Annotated in this window: 15 protein-coding genes and 2 pseudogenes; 6 read left to right on the forward strand and 11 right to left on the reverse strand. The window is 68.9% G+C overall.

Features of this window, described 5'->3' with window-relative positions; translation table 11 throughout:
* Positions 1–23 precede the first annotated feature (23 nt).
* The 4 genes from DYI95_RS09455 to DYI95_RS09470 all read left to right on the forward strand — a co-directional run bounded on the left by DYI95_RS09455 (position 24) and on the right by DYI95_RS09470 (position 3,154).
* Positions 24–827: a metal ABC transporter ATP-binding protein gene (locus tag DYI95_RS09455; RefSeq protein ID WP_116900050.1), complete on the forward strand. Its 804-nt coding sequence runs from the start codon at positions 24–26 to the stop codon at positions 825–827.
* Complete coding sequence (locus DYI95_RS09460; protein ID WP_116900049.1) at positions 827–1,672, forward strand: metal ABC transporter permease; 846 nt, start codon at positions 827–829, stop codon at positions 1,670–1,672. Before DYI95_RS09455 ends, DYI95_RS09460 begins: the two co-directional genes overlap by 1 nt.
* Positions 1,673–1,735: 63 nt before the next feature.
* Positions 1,736–2,197, forward strand: a complete 462-nt coding sequence (locus tag DYI95_RS09465; protein ID WP_116900048.1) for a hypothetical protein — start codon at positions 1,736–1,738, stop codon at positions 2,195–2,197.
* A 30-nt stretch (positions 2,198–2,227) separates the two neighbouring features.
* Positions 2,228–3,154 carry a VWA domain-containing protein gene (locus tag DYI95_RS09470; protein ID WP_116900047.1) on the forward strand — a complete coding sequence of 309 codons (927 nt, stop codon included), beginning with the start codon at positions 2,228–2,230 and terminating at the stop codon, positions 3,152–3,154.
* Between the two features lie 29 nt (positions 3,155–3,183).
* Here the strand turns inward: DYI95_RS09470 and DYI95_RS09475 are convergent, their stop codons facing one another.
* The gene (locus tag DYI95_RS09475; protein WP_158556019.1) at positions 3,184–3,324 is read right to left on the reverse strand and encodes a hypothetical protein; all 141 of its coding nucleotides are present in this window, start codon (positions 3,322–3,324) and stop codon (positions 3,184–3,186) included.
* 265 nt (positions 3,325–3,589) lie between these two features.
* Here DYI95_RS09475 and DYI95_RS09480 point away from each other — a divergent pair, with 265 nt between their 5' ends.
* Positions 3,590–3,922, forward strand: coding sequence for a cell wall arabinan synthesis protein (locus DYI95_RS09480; RefSeq protein WP_116900046.1), 333 nt, complete (start codon positions 3,590–3,592; stop codon positions 3,920–3,922).
* Positions 3,923–4,495: 573 nt separating this feature from the next.
* On the opposite strand, the gene DYI95_RS09485 is transcribed toward DYI95_RS09480, so the two are convergent.
* The 7 genes from DYI95_RS09485 to DYI95_RS09515 form a co-directional block, all read right to left on the reverse strand.
* On the reverse strand, positions 4,496–5,683 hold the full coding sequence (locus tag DYI95_RS09485; RefSeq protein WP_116900045.1) for an ABC transporter ATP-binding protein: 1,188 nt from the start codon (positions 5,681–5,683) through the stop codon (positions 4,496–4,498).
* 13 nt (positions 5,684–5,696) lie between these two features.
* Positions 5,697–6,509 (reverse strand): carbohydrate ABC transporter permease, encoded by an 813-nt coding sequence (locus tag DYI95_RS09490; protein WP_243149728.1) that lies wholly within the window; start codon positions 6,507–6,509, stop codon positions 5,697–5,699.
* Positions 6,510–6,522: 13 nt separating this feature from the next.
* Positions 6,523–7,398 (reverse strand): carbohydrate ABC transporter permease, encoded by an 876-nt coding sequence (locus tag DYI95_RS09495; protein ID WP_116900043.1) that lies wholly within the window; start codon positions 7,396–7,398, stop codon positions 6,523–6,525.
* Positions 7,399–7,412: 14 nt separating this feature from the next.
* The gene (locus DYI95_RS09500; protein WP_243149981.1) at positions 7,413–8,411 is read right to left on the reverse strand and encodes a sugar phosphate isomerase/epimerase; all 999 of its coding nucleotides are present in this window, start codon (positions 8,409–8,411) and stop codon (positions 7,413–7,415) included.
* 56 nt (positions 8,412–8,467) lie between these two features.
* Positions 8,468–9,808: an ABC transporter substrate-binding protein gene (locus tag DYI95_RS09505; RefSeq protein WP_116900041.1), complete on the reverse strand. Its 1,341-nt coding sequence runs from the start codon at positions 9,806–9,808 to the stop codon at positions 8,468–8,470.
* Positions 9,809–10,224: 416 nt separating this feature from the next.
* Positions 10,225–10,554, reverse strand: a complete 330-nt coding sequence (locus DYI95_RS09510) for a hypothetical protein (protein ID WP_243149729.1) — start codon at positions 10,552–10,554, stop codon at positions 10,225–10,227.
* A gap of 118 nt (positions 10,555–10,672) precedes the next feature.
* Positions 10,673–11,503: a hypothetical protein gene (locus DYI95_RS09515; RefSeq protein ID WP_116900040.1), complete on the reverse strand. Its 831-nt coding sequence runs from the start codon at positions 11,501–11,503 to the stop codon at positions 10,673–10,675.
* Between the two features lie 686 nt (positions 11,504–12,189).
* On the opposite strand from DYI95_RS09515, the pseudogene DYI95_RS12710 reads away from it, so the two are divergent.
* Positions 12,190–12,288: pseudogene (locus DYI95_RS12710) on the forward strand (hypothetical protein); the annotation flags it as partial.
* 132 nt (positions 12,289–12,420) lie between these two features.
* On the opposite strand, the gene DYI95_RS09525 reads toward DYI95_RS12710, so the two are convergent.
* The 3 genes and pseudogenes from DYI95_RS09525 to DYI95_RS09535 all read right to left on the reverse strand — a co-directional run bounded on the left by DYI95_RS09525 (position 12,421) and on the right by DYI95_RS09535 (position 14,694).
* Entirely contained in the window at positions 12,421–12,843 is a 423-nt protein-coding gene (locus tag DYI95_RS09525) for a type II CAAX prenyl endopeptidase Rce1 family protein (protein ID WP_116900039.1), read from the reverse strand.
* A 74-nt stretch (positions 12,844–12,917) separates the two neighbouring features.
* Complete coding sequence (locus DYI95_RS09530; RefSeq protein WP_116900038.1) at positions 12,918–13,463, reverse strand: EAL domain-containing protein; 546 nt, start codon at positions 13,461–13,463, stop codon at positions 12,918–12,920.
* 36 nt (positions 13,464–13,499) lie between these two features.
* Positions 13,500–14,694: pseudogene (locus tag DYI95_RS09535) on the reverse strand (IS3 family transposase).
* Positions 14,695–14,734: the final 40 nt, after the last annotated feature.

A 14,734-nucleotide genomic window follows, 5' to 3' on the forward strand; every position in this document is an offset into this window, starting at 1 on the left:
TAACGTAGGAGGAAATACGACCGATGTCAACGTTGCAGGCGACCGGAAGCACGCCCGTGCTGGAACTCGACGGGGTCCACTTCGCCTACGACGGCCGCCCGGTGCTCGAGGACGTGTCGCTGCGCGTCTTTCCGGGCGAGCTGGTGGGCCTGATCGGCCCAAACGGCTCAGGCAAGACGACCCTGCTGCGCCTGGCCCTGGGCCTGCTGCGGCCGCAGGCGGGCACGGTGCGCCTGTTCGGCCAGCCTACCGCCCAGTTCCGCGATTGGGGCCGCGTGGCCTACGTGCCGCAGCGGGCGACCCTGCAGAGCGGCGTCCCGGCCACGGTCCGCGAGGTCGTGCACACCGGCCGCCTGCACGGACCGCGGCTCTGGCGCCCCTGGTCGGCGGCCGACGAAGCCGCGGTGGCGCGGGCCCTGCGCGAGGTCGACCTCGAGAACCTGGCCGACGAGCCGGTCGCGCGCCTCTCCGGCGGACAGGCGCAGCGCGTCCTCCTGGCCCGCGCGCTGGCCGGCGATCCCGCGCTCCTGCTCCTGGACGAGCCGACGGTGGGCATCGACCCCGGGGCCCAGGAGCGGTTCCTCGTCCTGTTGCGGCGGCTGCGGGAGGAGCGCGGCGTGGCCATGGTGCTGGTCTCCCACGACGTGGGCGCAATCAGCCAGGAGGTCACCCGGCTGGCCTGCCTCAACCGCCGGCTGTTCTACTGCGGGCCGCCCCAGGACTTCACTCCGGGATGGTGGAGCGACCTCTACGGGCACCCGGTGCACCTCGTGGAGCACCGGCACGCGCACGACCACCACGCGTATGACGGGGAGGAGGGCCGCTGATGCCGGACTTCCTGGCCTATGACTTCATGCAGCGGGCGCTGGCGGCCGGCCTGCTGGTCGCGGCCGCGGCGGCCACGGTGGGGCTGTTCGTGGTACTACGCCGGCTCGCCCTCCTCGGCGACACGCTGGCCCACGTGGCCCTGGCCGGCGTGGCCGCGGGCATCCTGCTGGGCGTGTACCCAGTGCTGACGGGCCTGGCCGGCACGCTGGCGGGCGCGCTGGCCGTGGAAGGCCTGCGCGTACCCTTCCGCCGCTATGGCGAGCTGGCCACGGCCGTGATCCTGGCCACGTCGCTGGGGTTGGCGGTCGTGCTCCTGGCCGTGGGCCGCGGCTTCAACACCGACCTGTTGGGGTACCTGTTCGGCAGCCTGGTGACCGTCGGGCCGGCCGACGTGGTCACGGTGGCGGTGCTCACCGTCCTGGTAGTGGGCGTGGCTACGCTGCTGTTCCGGCCGCTGTTCTTCCTCACGCTGGACGAGGACTTGGCCCGGGCCAGCGGGCTGCCCGTGCGCACGCTGAACGTGATCTTCGCCCTGCTGACCGGCGCCACGGTGGCCGTGACGATGCGCGTCGTGGGCGTCCTTCTGGTATCGTCGCTCCTGGTCCTTCCGGTGGCGACGAGCCTGCAGCTGGCCCGCAGCTTCCGCGCGGCCTGGCTGCTGTCGGTGCTCTTCGCCGAGCTGGCCGTGACGGTGGGGCTGGCGGCGGCGTTCTATCTGGACCTGCCGCCAGGGGGCACGATCGTCTTGACGGCGGTCGCGCAGCTCTTGCTGGCGATCGCCGCCCGCCGCCCGTACGACCGGCTGCGCACCGGCGCGGCGGCCCGGCGGCCGGCGGCGGAGTGAGGAGCGCCCGTCGAAGGAACGCGGGAAGGTGCCGGGGAATCACCCGTCCGCGGTGGTGATCGCGTGCTGCCTTCCCGATCCGTGGGCGTCCAGGCCCTGGCCTCGCGCCTGCGGGTCCTCGGCCACCCCGTGGGTCCGGGCGAGGTCGCCGACGCGCTGGCCGCCCTGGCCGCCGCCGCGGTGGCCGACCGCCAGGTCGTGCGCGCCGTGCTGCGTTGCACGCTGGTCCGCGATCCCGAGTTCCTGGCGGCCTTCGACTCCCTGTTCGACGAGTACTTCCCGGCGCGCCCGCAGGCCGCCGCCCAGGCGATCGCCACGCTGCGCGAGCCGCGGACCGCCGGGCGACAGGCGGCGGGATCCGCACACCGCGGTCAAGGTCCCGGACCTGCTCCCGGCGGGGCGCGACCCGCGCCCGCGGCCCGCGCCGGAGGGAACCGGCGACGACCGCATGCCGCGGCTGCATCTGGCATATTCCCCGACCCGGCACGCCGGCGCGCCGCCTGGGTGGAGGCCGACCCGGCCTAGGCCGCCGCCTACCGCCGCGCAGCCGCCCAGGTGGCCCGGGCCCTCACCCGGCACCCCTCGCGCCGCTACCGGCCGGCGCGGCGCGGGCCGCGCGTCGACCTGCGGACCAGCATGCGCGGCTGGCTGCGCGCGGGCAGCGAACCGCTGCGCCTGTTGCGCCGGGCGCGCAAGCCGCACCCGGGCCGGGTGATCGTGCTCTGCGACGTGTCCGGCTCCATGGAGCCGTACAGCCATCACCTGCTGCGCTTCGTCCACGCGCTCGACAAGTTCCTGCCGCGCCGGGTGGAGGCGTTCGCGTTCAGCACGAGCTACCTGCGGCTCACGCCGTTCCTGCGGGCTGGCGACGCCGACGCGGCGTTCCGCCGGGCCGTGGCAGCGGCTGCCGACTGGGGCGGCGGCACGCGCATCGGCGAGTGCCTCGACCACTGGTACCGCGAATACGGCTCGTCGCTGTGTCGGCGCCGGTCCACCGTGATCATCCTCAGCGACGGGCTGGACATGGGAGACCCCGAGGTGCTGCGCCGGGCACTGGGCCGGATCCGCCGCGCCACCGGCCGCGTGGTCTGGCTGAACCCGCTGGCGGGCGACCCGCGCTACCGGCCCCTGGCTCGGGGCATGCGGGCAGCGCTGCCCTTCGTCGACGCGCTGCTGTCCGCCCACGACCTGGAGAGCCTGGCGCTGCTAGGCCGCCTCCTGGCGGCACGGGCCGGCACGCTCCCCGCGCCGCGCCAGGCCGCGCCATCTGCCGCGCTGGAGGTGCAGGATGCCGATGAGAACGCCTCGACGACTGGGATCGCTGACGCCGGGCCGGACGCGCTGGCCGCCACCTGGAGATTCAGCGCTGCCGGCACGGGCGGTCGCACGCGCGGTGGCGGGAGCGGATCGACGTTTCGATCGAACGCGGAGATTCACCACTGCCGGCACCTCGTCGGCATGCGCTCCCCGCGCCAACTATGACCCCTTATTCCCGATCAAACCCTGGCGCATCAACGTTCCGGCCCCCCGGCGCCGCGCGCCTCCACGACCCGCTGACGGACGCGACCGTCCTGTCGCGCGTTCTCGACGAGTTGGAGGTAGGTGCGGGTGGAGCCGTCTTTGTTCTTGAAGGTCTTCTGGCCGATGAACATCGCACAACCCTCATAGCATCGAAACCAGTCGCATACAAGTACCTGCTAACCGTGGGACTACACTTTTGGGCCCAAAAGAACCGCCGCCCCATGGGAACCCCTTGACCATGCGGGGACTCATGCGGGTTCCTGGGGCGGTGTGGCACCGAGAAGGGCCGTCAACTGGAACACCCGAGGCAAAACCGAGTCAAACCTCAGCTAGACTACTTGTAGAAGTGGCCGTCATTTCAGCAAGCGCGAGTTATTTCATTGGAGGGGTGACGGTATGGCAAGTTTCGACGTTCATCAGGTCGTCGTTCAATTCGTCGCAGGCATCGGCGCCATGATCGCGACGGGTGTTACGTCTGTCGTTGGACTTGTTCGCCGGCGTCCGGTCTGGTTATACGTTGCCGCTATATGCATCCTTGGCCCTTCGTATTTTATTGCTGGTCTGTCCGACAGCCTTATCATCGTGGGGGTCTTGGCCCCTGCTCTGTGTATCGCATCTGGAATGGCGTTGAAGTATGACAGAACTGCGGTGGCCGCCATACTGATGATACCGGTTTATGTTATGTTCCTCCTGTTCCTATTGATGTACGTGTCGGCGGCGGGATCCTAAGACGGTCCGCGACGCCAACAGCCGTCCGGGGGCCGATTCGGCCCCGGCTACCCTCTATGGGATGTACTCCGCGGTCCCGCTTTCCTGCCGGGAGCGGTCGGAGGTTGCAGCATGTTACCTTGGTAGACAGCGACCTCGCCAACGCGGAACGCGGCTCGTCGGACCACGAGAGCTCCCCGCAACTCGCACACCCCTCCTCGATCTCCCGACGTTGTAGGCACAGGAAACCTTCAGGCCATCGAGCGTATACCCGCCCCTCGTCACGCAGCACTACTTGGCTGACCCCAAGTCCGGCCCGGAGCCGCCACCAAAACGCGCCGCACCGCCGGCGCCGGGGCCGCTTGCCCGGACGTGAGCACCGCCGTCAAGGCCTCCGTCCGCTCCTCTTCCGCCTGCAGCAGCGGCTCCTGATGCCCTGATGCTCGCAAGACGCGTGTGAACGGTTGCCGTGACTTCTACCGAATGCCGCGGGACGGAAGAACCACCCGCGGCACGAAAGAACCGCAGCACCGGGAAGGCCGTGGCGCAGACACGGATCCCCTCCTCCCCGGTGCCGAACCAGCCCGCTCCCCGTCACCCCCGTCCCTCCGCGGTCCCCGCCTGCAGGACGAACGCCGCCTCCCGGTGCGCCGTGCCGCCCTCGTCCGGATAGACCGCCGTCCCCGTTTCCGGGACGAAGAAGTATAGCTGCTCTTCCGGGACCAGAACGCTGACCACCTCCCCCTCCGCGACCCGGCGATCGGACGGCACCAGGGCCTGGAGGCGCAGGTTCGTCCCCACCTCCACGTGCACCACGACCTGCCCGCCGAGAAACTCGCAGAGGTGAACCCGCCCGGGCACCCTAAGAGCAGGCCTGTCCCCGGCACCCGGCCGGGGTTCGCCCGCCCGCTCCACGCAGACGGACTCGGGACGCACGCCCAGCAGCCATTCCTCGCGCCGGTACCGCGCCAGGAAGGCAGCCCGGCGCTCCGGGAGCCGCAGGGCGTGATCGCCCAGCTGGACGTGCGTGCCGCGGATCCGGACCGGGACCAGGTTCATCGGCGGTGTCCCGACGAAGGTGGCCACGAAGGTGTTGACCGGCCGCCAGTAGATCCGCTCCGGTGTGTCCACCTGCTGGAGCCGCCCCTCCCGCAGGACCGCCACCCGATCGCCCAGAGTGAGGGCCTCCACCTGGTCGTGGGTCACGTACAGCATGGTCGCCCCCCACCGGCGGTGCAGCTCGATCAATTCGGCCCGGAAGCGCACCCGGAGCTGGGCGTCCAGGTTGGAGAGGGGTTCGTCCATCAGAAGGATGCGGGCATCGCGCACCAGGGCCCGGCCCAGGGCCACCCGCTGCCGCTGGCCGCCCGACAGCTCCCGGGGCTTTCTCCGCAGCAGCTTGTCGAGCCCCAGCAGTTCCGCCACGCGCCCGACCCGCTGGCGGATCTCCGCCTCGGGCACCCGGCGCAGGCGAAGCCCGAAGGCGATGTTCTCGAACACATCGAGATGGGGGTAGATGGCGTAGTTCTGGAAGACCATGGCCACGTCCCGCTCGCCCGGGGCCCAGCGGGACGCCGGCCGGCCGTCGATATAGAGCTCGCCTTCCGTCAGTTCCTCGAGGCCCGCCACCAGGCGCAGCGCGGTGCTCTTGCCGCAGCCCGACGGCCCCAACAGCACCAGGCGCTCCCCGGGTTCGACGGTCAGGTCCAGATGGTCCAGGGCGGTGACGCCGGCGAACCGCTTCGTCGCACCCTCGAAACGGATGGCCCCTCGGTCCTGCATCGCATCCACCTCCTCAACCCTTGATCCCCGCCGAAAGGAACGTTTGGACCACGTAACGCTGGGCCACCCAGTAGGCCAGCAGCGGGGGCAGGGCCGCCAGCGTCGCCGCTGCCATCATGGGGCCCCAGGAAGTGCCGCCCTCCTCGCTGACGAACAACTGCAGCGCCAGGGGCAGCGTGAACATGTTCTCGTCCTTGATGACCAGAAGCGGCCAGAGATACTCGTTCCAGGTGTTGATGAACACCAGGATGCCCAGGGCGATGAACACCGGGCGCAGGTTCGGGATGAAGACCTTGCGGATCACCTGCAGGTGGGTCGCCCCCTCCAGGCGGGCCGCCTCCACCAGACTGGCGGGTACCGAGCGAAAGGCTTGCCGCAACAAGAAGATGCCCATGGCCTCCGCCAGGTGGGGCGCCATGAGGCCCGCGTAGGAGTCGAGCCAGCCGAGCCGCGCCACCACCAGGTAGTTGGGCAGCATGGTCACCTGCACGGGCACCAACATGCTGGCGACCACCGCGTAGAACAGGAACTCCCGGCCGGGGAAGCGGAACTGGGTGAACCCGTAGGCCGCCAGCGTGGCGGTCACCAGCTGCACCGCCGTCACCAGCGCCGCCACCACCAGGGAATTGAAGAAGTACCGGGCGAAGGGAATCCGGTCCCACACGTAGAGGAAGTTCGAGAGGGTCGGTCGGTGCGGGATCGGGCTGAGGAAGCTGGTGAAGATCTCGTCCTGGAACTTGAAGGCGGTGCCGACCATCCAGGCGATGGGCAACAGGCTGACGCCGCAAGCGACAATGAGCACCAGATGCCAGGGAAGTGCCTTCATTTGAGCTTTCTGATCAACTTTCATAGTGCACCCGCCTCTCCAACACCAGGGCCTGGAGCAGGATCAGGGGAAGGTAGAAGGAGAAGGCGAGGATCGCCACCGCCGCCGCCTCGCCCACCCGGAAGAACTGGAAGGCGTACTGATAGGTCAGATAGACCAGGTTGGTGCTGCTCTCATTGGGACCACCGCCCGTGAGCATATGCACGGGCACAAAGCTGTACTGCACCCCGGTGATGAGGGAGGTCACCACCAGGTACAGCAGGGTGGCCGAGGTCAGCGGCAACACGACGCGGCGGAAGATCTGGCCCTCCCGGGCCTTTTCGACCCGGGCGGCCTCCACCAGCTCGCCGGGGACGGCCATGAGGCCCGCCAAGTAAACGATGAAGCTATAGCCGAAGGCCTTCCAGGCCGTCACGCCGACCACCGCCCACAGCGCCCAGCGGTGGTCGCTCAGCCAGGCGGGCGGATCGAGGCCGAGGGCCCGCAGGCCGACGTTGAAGGCGCCGATCAGGGGGTTGTAGAGCCACAGGAAGATCACCGAGGCCACGGCCAGGGAGATCACCGTGGGCGTGAAGAGCACGGAGCGATAGACGGCCTGCCATCGCCGGGGCACCTGCATGATTCCGTAAGCCAGGAGCACGGGAACCGCAACGTTGGCCAGAAGGAGCCCTGCCCCGTAGAGAAGGGTGTTGCCCACGGCCACCCAGAACTCGCCGCTCCCCAGGATCTCCCGGTAGTTGCCGGCACCCGCCCAGACCCGTTCCGGGCTCACCAGGTTCCAGTCGAACAGGCTGAGGGAGAAGGTCACCACCAGGGGCCGGAAGACGAAGACCAGCAGCGGCAACAGGGCCGGCAAGATGAACAGGTAGGGGGTCAGATGTCGCCTCATGCTCCACGCCCCCTTCACGTCCCCTGCCGGCGGCGCGGTCCCCAGGCCGCGCCCCTGGCGCTCGCCGCGGCCCCCTCTGCGCCGCCACCGGCGCCACCGGCCGGGCCTTCCGCCCCATCGCCGACGGGCACTACCGGCGGATGGGCCCCCTCCCTGGCGGATACCGCGAGCTCCTCCGGCCCATTACTCCCGGCCGCTGCACCGCCTCCACCCCGGTCGGGGCCGGACAGCCAGGCGCCGATCCGGAGGGCATCGTAGACCTGCCGCGACACCGGCGTCCCCGGGGCGTACTCCAGAATCAGCACCGGCGGTCGCGGGAGCTGTCGGAGGGCCTGCCAGACCGGCTGCCAGTCGATGGTCCCCTCACCCACCGGCAAGTGCTCGTCAGCCCCGCCGTGGTTGTCGTGCACGTGGAGGGCGTACAGCCGGGGGCCGAGGGCGACGATGGTCTCCGCCAGCGGCCAGCCGTTGAGGTGGGCGTGCCCCACATCCAGCAAGGCCACGGCCCCCGGCACCTCCGCAAAGAGGGCGACAAATTCGTCCCGGTTGAAGAGGGAGAACGCGCCCACGCCGATGTTCTCCACCGCCAGGCGCACGCCGCGGCCCGCCGCCTCCTCCGCCAGGGTCCGCAGTGCCGACAGCACCCGCTCACGGGCCGCCGCCCGGTCGAAGAGGGGCGCGGCGGTGTCGTGGGTGTGGACCACGACGAACTCGGCCCCACCCGCCGCTGCGACCTGCACCACTTGCCGCAAGACCTCCACGGACCAACGGGCACGGTCAGGGAAGGGCGAGGCGAGGTTGATCTCCCAGAAGGGGGCGTGGACGCTGCGCGGCCCCTCCCACCTTTCCAGGCAGGCCGCCAACCGGCGGCAGGCTTCCTCCGGGTTCGACCAGACGGAACCCTCGGCGAAGATCTCCAGACCTCCCGACCAGGACCGGGTCGACCGGTAAGGCTCGTCCCACGCGCCGGACGCCGCCGCGCCGTACAAGATGGGAAGCGTACTCAACCACATCCTGTCCAACACAGGCCCTCCTCCTCTCGCTCACACCGGGATCCGGGGGATCCCCTTCACTGCCCGGTGCGGCTCAACAGGTCGTTGATACGCCGGGCCGCGTCCGGCAACGCCTCTTCCGGTTCCCGCCGGCCACCCAGAATGTCGTCGCGGGTGTTGAGCAAGATCTCCACGATCTGGAGACCGGACTCCCCCGGGAAGCTGGTCCAGGGCACCACATCGGGCAACTGCTCAAGGGCCGGCTTCATCAAGGGGTTCTCCCGCAGGAAGGGACCCAGGTAGGCCTCTTTCGTGGCGTCCTTGTGGGGCGGCAGGTAACCCGTGCCCTTGACCCAGATGGTCAGCGCCTCAGGCGAGACCATGTACTTGATGAACTCCCAGGCCGCCTCCTGCTGGCGCGGGTCCTGGGCCAGGATGAAGAGGGCGTTGCCCCCCGCGGGAACCCGGCGGGGCTTGGAGCCGAAGGTAGGGAATTTGGCCGTGCGCAGGTCGAACGTGCTGTTCTCCTCGAAGTACGACCGCTTGGCGATGGTGGTGATCAGGATCCCGACGCGACCGGCCGCGAAGGCCTGGTTGCCCTCCTCCCACTTGGCGTGGAGGGCGGTCTTGTCCTTCAACACCATGTCCGCGTACAGGCGGAAGGCCTCGATGGCCTCCGGGCTGCCGATCCCCGTCTCCCGCTTGCCGTTCTCGGAGATCAGGAGCCGCGCCCCGTTGGATTCGATCAGGGCCTGCTCGATCCAGAAGTCCGGCGGCTGCTGCATGTAGAAGCCGTAGGCCCCGGTCTTTTCCTTGATGATGCGGGCGTATTCCCGCACTTCCTCCCACGTGGCGGGCGGGCGATCGGGGTCGAGCCCGGCCTGCCGGAAGAGGTCGGCGTTGTAATAGAGCACCGGGTTGGAGATGGAGAAGGGCATGCCTTCCAGCTTGCCCCCGACCCGGCCCAGGTCGAGGACCTGCGGCAGGAAGTTCGACAGGAAGTCGGGGTCGTTGGTGTCACGACGGGCGGCCTCCTCCACGGGCAGGTGGGGCAGGTTCTGGGCCACGTAGTCCAGGAAGTTGTACCCCACCTGGATCACCGCCGGCGGCCGCCCCGCGGCGACGGCAGCCTGCACGTTCTCAATGATCCCCTTGTAATTCCCCGGGATGAACTTGGCCTCCACCCGGATGTCCGGATGCGACTGGTTGAACCGCCGGACGATCTCGTCGGTGGCGGGACCGCCCCAGTCGGCCGAGTTGACGTGCCAGTACTCGATGGTCACCGGCCCCCCGGCCGACGACCCGCCCCCGGAGGCGGAGGTCGGCGCCCCGCCGCAGCCCGCCGTCACCGTCGTGACCAGCATCGCCATGGCGAGTCCCGCCCCCGCAGCCCAGCGACGGTACCCGGCCACCTTCATGCGGTGCCCCTCCCCTCATGACGAGCCGGCCAAACGGCGCCAGCACCACGCCGGCCCACCACGCGCCGCGCCGGCGAGATGGAAGGATCCAACATGTTTTCAACACCTCCGTTCCAAAGGGTTCACGACGGAGCAATGCCGGGGGTTATCGTCTTGTTATAGGCGGGTTAAGATGATGCTAGGAATCGGTGGCTATTCATCATTATGTAGGTTATTTCCATATGGGATGCATTTGTAATTGCGCTGGAAGGCGAACCGGAAAAGCGACCGAGTGGATGAGAAAACGTGGCGCCCTAGAACTCGCCGCGGAGGAGCTTGTCCTGCCACTCGCCAAACTCCGGCGCGTACTTGTGGATGATGTAAGCGGCCTGGTTGGTGGTGGTCAGGATGCAGTAAATACCCGGAACGGCTACTAGTCAGTCCAGGGCGTAGTGGTGGTGCCAGCTGCCGCCCTCATAGGGTGGACGGTTCATGGGCGCCAGCTCCCGGAGGAGCGCCTCCTGGGCAGGCGACAGGCGCACCCGGTCCACCCGGTTGCCGTCCAGGTCGTGCATGACCAGGACCGGCCGGGCGTCGTGGCCCACGCGGTAGGCGACCTCGTAGACCTCCTTGCCCGCCAGGGCGTCGAAGCGGCGCAGCTCGTCCTCGTGAGCGATGTATGACGGCCAGTAGTGGGCCAGCACGTGGCGCCGATCCGGGTCCCGCTCCCAGTGGTTCTGCCCGTAGGCGTAAGACTGGTACCGCACGGTTCATTCCCCTACCGATCTGGAGTAACAGGAAAAGAGCCCGGCCCGGGACGGGAAGACTGCCCCGGGTCGGGCCCCGGCTGCCGGCGCGCTGGTCGCGCACCGGTCGTGAGGCGCCTCAGAAGTACGACGTGGCGACCACCTCGACGTCGCCGAAGCGCGCGAAGCCGTTGCCCTCCTTGAACAGCTGGATCTGGATGAAGGGCGTCGGCACCGTCGAGTACTCCTTCTCCACGTAGAGCCACTGCGTGCTACCGGCGGGCGGCAGGGTGAACGTGTCCAGAAGGCTCAGCCGCGTGCCCCCCGCGTCGCTGGCGTACACGTGCACGCCGGCGTTCAGGCCGTTGGCCCCCGAGCCACCCAGCACGTTGAAGCCCTCCGTCCAGAAGCTGAGCCGGAAGGGCTGGTCGGTGGGCAGGGGTCCGACCGTCTGGAAGACGGAGACGGTCTCGCTGTGCTGGGGGAAGCCCTGGATGGCCCCCAGCAGCAGGTTGCGGTTGCTGCACGGCCCGCCCGTATTGACGTTCACGGCCGAGGGATCGCCTTCAATGGTCCACCCCGTCGGAGTCGAGCCGGGGGGGTCCTGGTCGAAGCAGCCGTTCACCACCCGGTTGACGCCCGCCGGCGCCGCCTCGAACCCGGTGATCGTCAGGTGGACCCAATCGCCCTCCGTGCTCACGGTCAGGGTGCCGGGCGCGGTCACCGGCCCGGTCCAGGCCAGGAACTTCTCGTCCGCCGCTAGGGTGCCGACCGGCAGCGTGTTGCTGAAGATCGTCTGGCTACCCAGCTTGAGAAAGGTCACCCGGCTGCCGAGGCTTCCCCCGGAGAAATACAGGCTCTCCAGGTAAATCTGGGTACCGGGTGAGGGGGTCAAGAGCACCTGGTCGGTCACCGGCGCCTGCAGGTGCTCGTTGATGACGAATCGACGACCGGTCTGCGTAACTGGCATAACTCTCACCTCCGTGATGGCACGGACCGTCCGGGCCTCGGCCCGGCGCCGGCAGCGGTGGACGGCGGCCAGGCAGCCCCGGCGTCCAACACATCCTACGGGGTTGTCAACGGTAACGTCCCTGCTTGGCCGCAGGTGGGGACTGTTGCCAGAGCATTTCCGCCACTATCTTCCGGGCCGGGGATGTGCGTCGCTTTCCTCTTTGCACGACTGGCGTGCTGGCCCCGGTATCGGGCCGCAGCTATAATGGGCGAGGTGCAGAGGGGGTGACCCGCCGTGTCGGCCGGCGAAATCGCTCGTGAGGTCCAGGAACAGCTCGCTACCAGCCAGGGCGGGGCCGTCCTCGACCGTATCACCCGCCTCCAGCCCTTCGACCGCGCCGAGGTGCTGGCCGGTCTCCCCCACGAGGACCAATTGCAACCCGTGGCGCTGCTCCCCCAACCAGGCGGCGCGGCTCAAGGCCTGGTTGCCCGCCGAGTACCGCCAGCGGCTCCAGACGCTGATGACCTTCCCCGAGAACACGGCCGGCAGCCTCGCCACCATCGACTACATCGCCGTTCGCGAGGGATGGACCGTGCAGCAGGCTCTGTGGATCACGTGCGCAAGGTCGGCCATGAGGCAGAGGTGGTCTCGTACATCTACGTGGTCGACGCCCGCGGCCGGCTCGTGAGCGTCCCCTCTCGGCCGTGGGGAGGAAGGACGTCATCTCGGTCCGGGCCACCGCCGACCAGGAGGAAGCGGCCCGCATCCTGTCCCGCTACGACTTGGTGGCGCTGCCCGTGGTCGACGACCACGACCGCCTGATCGGCATCATCAGCGTCGACGACATCGTCGACGTGATCCACGATACTTCAAGACCCCGGTCTGGTACCTCTTCCGGAAGCGCGGGGGCTGGCTGCTGGTGCCATCGCGCCGGTTCATCCCCACGAGGACGCCGTGGCCGGGGCGGCGCGAGAAGCGCTGGCACAACTGGCCGGGCGGGCCCTTTGGGCCACGGCAAAGATGGCTGCCGGAACCGCGATCCCTGCGGCAACGGAGTGCAACCACTCGACGAGGAGCGATTGGATGGCCGCCCGGAAGAAGATCTCCTCCGCAAGAGCGGTCAAGGCCATGAGAAGAAAGATGTGCAGATAGCTGAGCTGGCTGAAGAACGCGTTGGTTCCGTCGTCGGCCCATAACCTGTCCGGCAGGCAGGTGGCCACGGCGATTTGCATCCCCACCACGATAAGGGCCAAAACCGCTCCCAGGTCCAGAACCTGCCACGGGTTGCCCATCGCCACGAGGACCGACCACCAGGCGTCGTTACCGCCACTCAGCCACAGGATGATGAGGTCCTTCACGCCTCTCCTTCGCGCCCCCGCCACAGGCCCGGGGACTGGAGTTGCCAGGCATTCGCGGGCAGGTGGGGGCTCGTTCAGCGCCGGCACCTGGTGCGGCAGCCGATAACGGCGAGTGCTTCGTTGCCGGACACGACCTCTTCGTGTTCGAAGAGGGTGCGCGGCACGGGCGCCGCGAAGTGGTAGCCCTGCGCCAGGTCGATGCCGGCGCCGGGCAGGGCCGCCGCATCCTCGCCGGCTTCCACCCCCTCGGCGATGGGCGTGGCTCCCATGGCCTTGATCAGCCCTGCCAGGTGACGGATCAGCCGGTGCCGGCGCTCGGAGGAGCCGAGGCCGGCCACCAGCTTGCGGTCGATCTTGACGTATTCCGGGCGCAGGGTCACCAATCGCTCCAGGTCCTCCGTACCGACGCCGAAGTCGTCGAGGGCGATGGGCACGCCCAGCTGATGCAGGCGCCGGGCCACGTCCCCCACCCTGGGACAGCATCGTTCCGGGATCTCCACCACCACATCCCGTTGCTGGCCCAGGTAGGCCGCGTAGGTGTCCGGTTCCAGCACGAACGCGTCCGGGGAGACGTTGAGGAACAGGGTCTTGCCGGGAAAACAGCGCGCCCGCAGCGCCAGCGTGAAGTTGACCCGGTTTCGTGGACAGGTTGAGGCTTACGCGACAACCCCTTCCTGTGGCTGAGCCTTTCGCTCCTGGATCCAACGCTCCTCGTACTCGTAGGGCGAGAGGTAACCAAGTGCCGAGTGACGCCGCCGCCGGTTGTAGAACCCTTCGACGTACTCGAAGATCGCCATGCGCAGTTGATCCCGTGTGGCCCAGGCTTGGCGGTCGAGGAGCTCCCGTTGCAGGGTCGCGTAGAAACTCTCCGCCATCGCGTTGTCCAGCGCATCGCCCACGGAACCCATTGATCCGGCGATGCCCAGGACCTCCAAGCGGCGGGTGAATGCCAGCGAGGTGTATTGCACGCCATGGTCCGAGTGGTGGATCAGACCGGGCCCCGGCCGGCGACGCCGTACCGCCATGGTGACGGCGTCGACCACCAACTCCGCCACGGGCCGGTCCCCATGGCCCAGCCCACCACGGCGCGGGAGAAGGCATCCACCACCGTGGCCAGGTACAGCCAGCCTTCCTCCGTGCGATGCTGCGTGAGGTCCGCCACCCACACCCGGTTGGGGGCATCGGGCACAAACTGCCGACCCAGCCGATCAGGGTAGACGGGGCGGCGGGGATCCCGGAGTGTGATCCCCCGGGTCCGGCGCCGGTGCACGCCGGCCAGCCCCATAGCCCGCATCAGCCGGGCGACCCGCTTCCGACCACAGCGGACCCCATGCGTCAACCGCAGCTCTGCATGGATGCGGGGCGCGCCATACGTGCCCCGGCTGCCAGCATGGATGAGCCGGATCCGCTGGCTCAAATCCGCGTCCTCCTGGGACCGTCTGGAGGCACCCCGTTGCCGCCATGCGTAATAGCCACTCGTCGAGACGCCCAGGACACGGCACAGCGTGGCCACCGGATGGTGGGCCTTCTCCTGCTCGATGAACCGAAACACGGTCACCGGTTCCGTCGGCTCTCCTGGGCAAAAAAGGCTGCGGCTTTTTTTAGGATTTCACGCTCCTCCCGCAGGATCCGGTTCTCCCGCCGCAGCCGGTTGAGTTCCTCCCGTTCGGCGGTCGTCAACCCGGGGCGCTGCCCCGCGTCGATCCCGGCTTGCCGAACCCACTTCCGCAGGCTGGCCTCCGAGACGCCGAGGTCGGCGGCAATCTGCTGGAGCTTCTTCCCACTCTCCCGGACGAGGCGGACGGCTTCGGCCCGGAACTCGGGAGGATACGGCGGCTTGGTAGCCGGCATGGGGATCACCCTTTCCGGGGCTTACGCCCCAAGTATCGGG

Source organism: Thermaerobacter sp. PB12/4term (genome assembly GCF_003403315.2).
Lineage (GTDB): Bacteria > Bacillota > Sulfobacillia > Thermaerobacterales > Thermaerobacteraceae > Thermaerobacter.

What these genes read in the sequence shown, in the direction of transcription:
- DYI95_RS09475 (WP_158556019.1), bottom strand. Translation starts at nt 3,324, where the DNA reads ATGTTCATCGGCCAGAAGACCTTCAAGAACAAAGACGGCTCCACCCGC.
- DYI95_RS09490 (WP_243149728.1), bottom strand. Translation starts at nt 6,509, where the DNA reads ATGAAGGCACTTCCCTGGCATCTGGTGCTCATTGTCGCTTGCGGCGTC.
- DYI95_RS09485 (WP_116900045.1), bottom strand. Translation starts at nt 5,683, where the DNA reads ATGCAGGACCGAGGGGCCATCCGTTTCGAGGGTGCGACGAAGCGGTTC.
- DYI95_RS09495 (WP_116900043.1), bottom strand. Translation starts at nt 7,398, where the DNA reads ATGAGGCGACATCTGACCCCCTACCTGTTCATCTTGCCGGCCCTGTTG.
- DYI95_RS09500 (WP_243149981.1), bottom strand. Translation starts at nt 8,411, where the DNA reads ATGTGGTTGAGTACGCTTCCCATCTTGTACGGCGCGGCGGCGTCCGGC.
- DYI95_RS09460 (WP_116900049.1), top strand. Translation starts at nt 827, where the DNA reads ATGCCGGACTTCCTGGCCTATGACTTCATGCAGCGGGCGCTGGCGGCC.
- DYI95_RS09455 (WP_116900050.1), top strand. Translation starts at nt 24, where the DNA reads ATGTCAACGTTGCAGGCGACCGGAAGCACGCCCGTGCTGGAACTCGAC.
- DYI95_RS09505 (WP_116900041.1), bottom strand. Translation starts at nt 9,808, where the DNA reads ATGAAGGTGGCCGGGTACCGTCGCTGGGCTGCGGGGGCGGGACTCGCC.
- DYI95_RS09480 (WP_116900046.1), top strand. Translation starts at nt 3,590, where the DNA reads ATGGCAAGTTTCGACGTTCATCAGGTCGTCGTTCAATTCGTCGCAGGC.
- DYI95_RS09515 (WP_116900040.1), bottom strand. Translation starts at nt 11,503, where the DNA reads ATGCCAGTTACGCAGACCGGTCGTCGATTCGTCATCAACGAGCACCTG.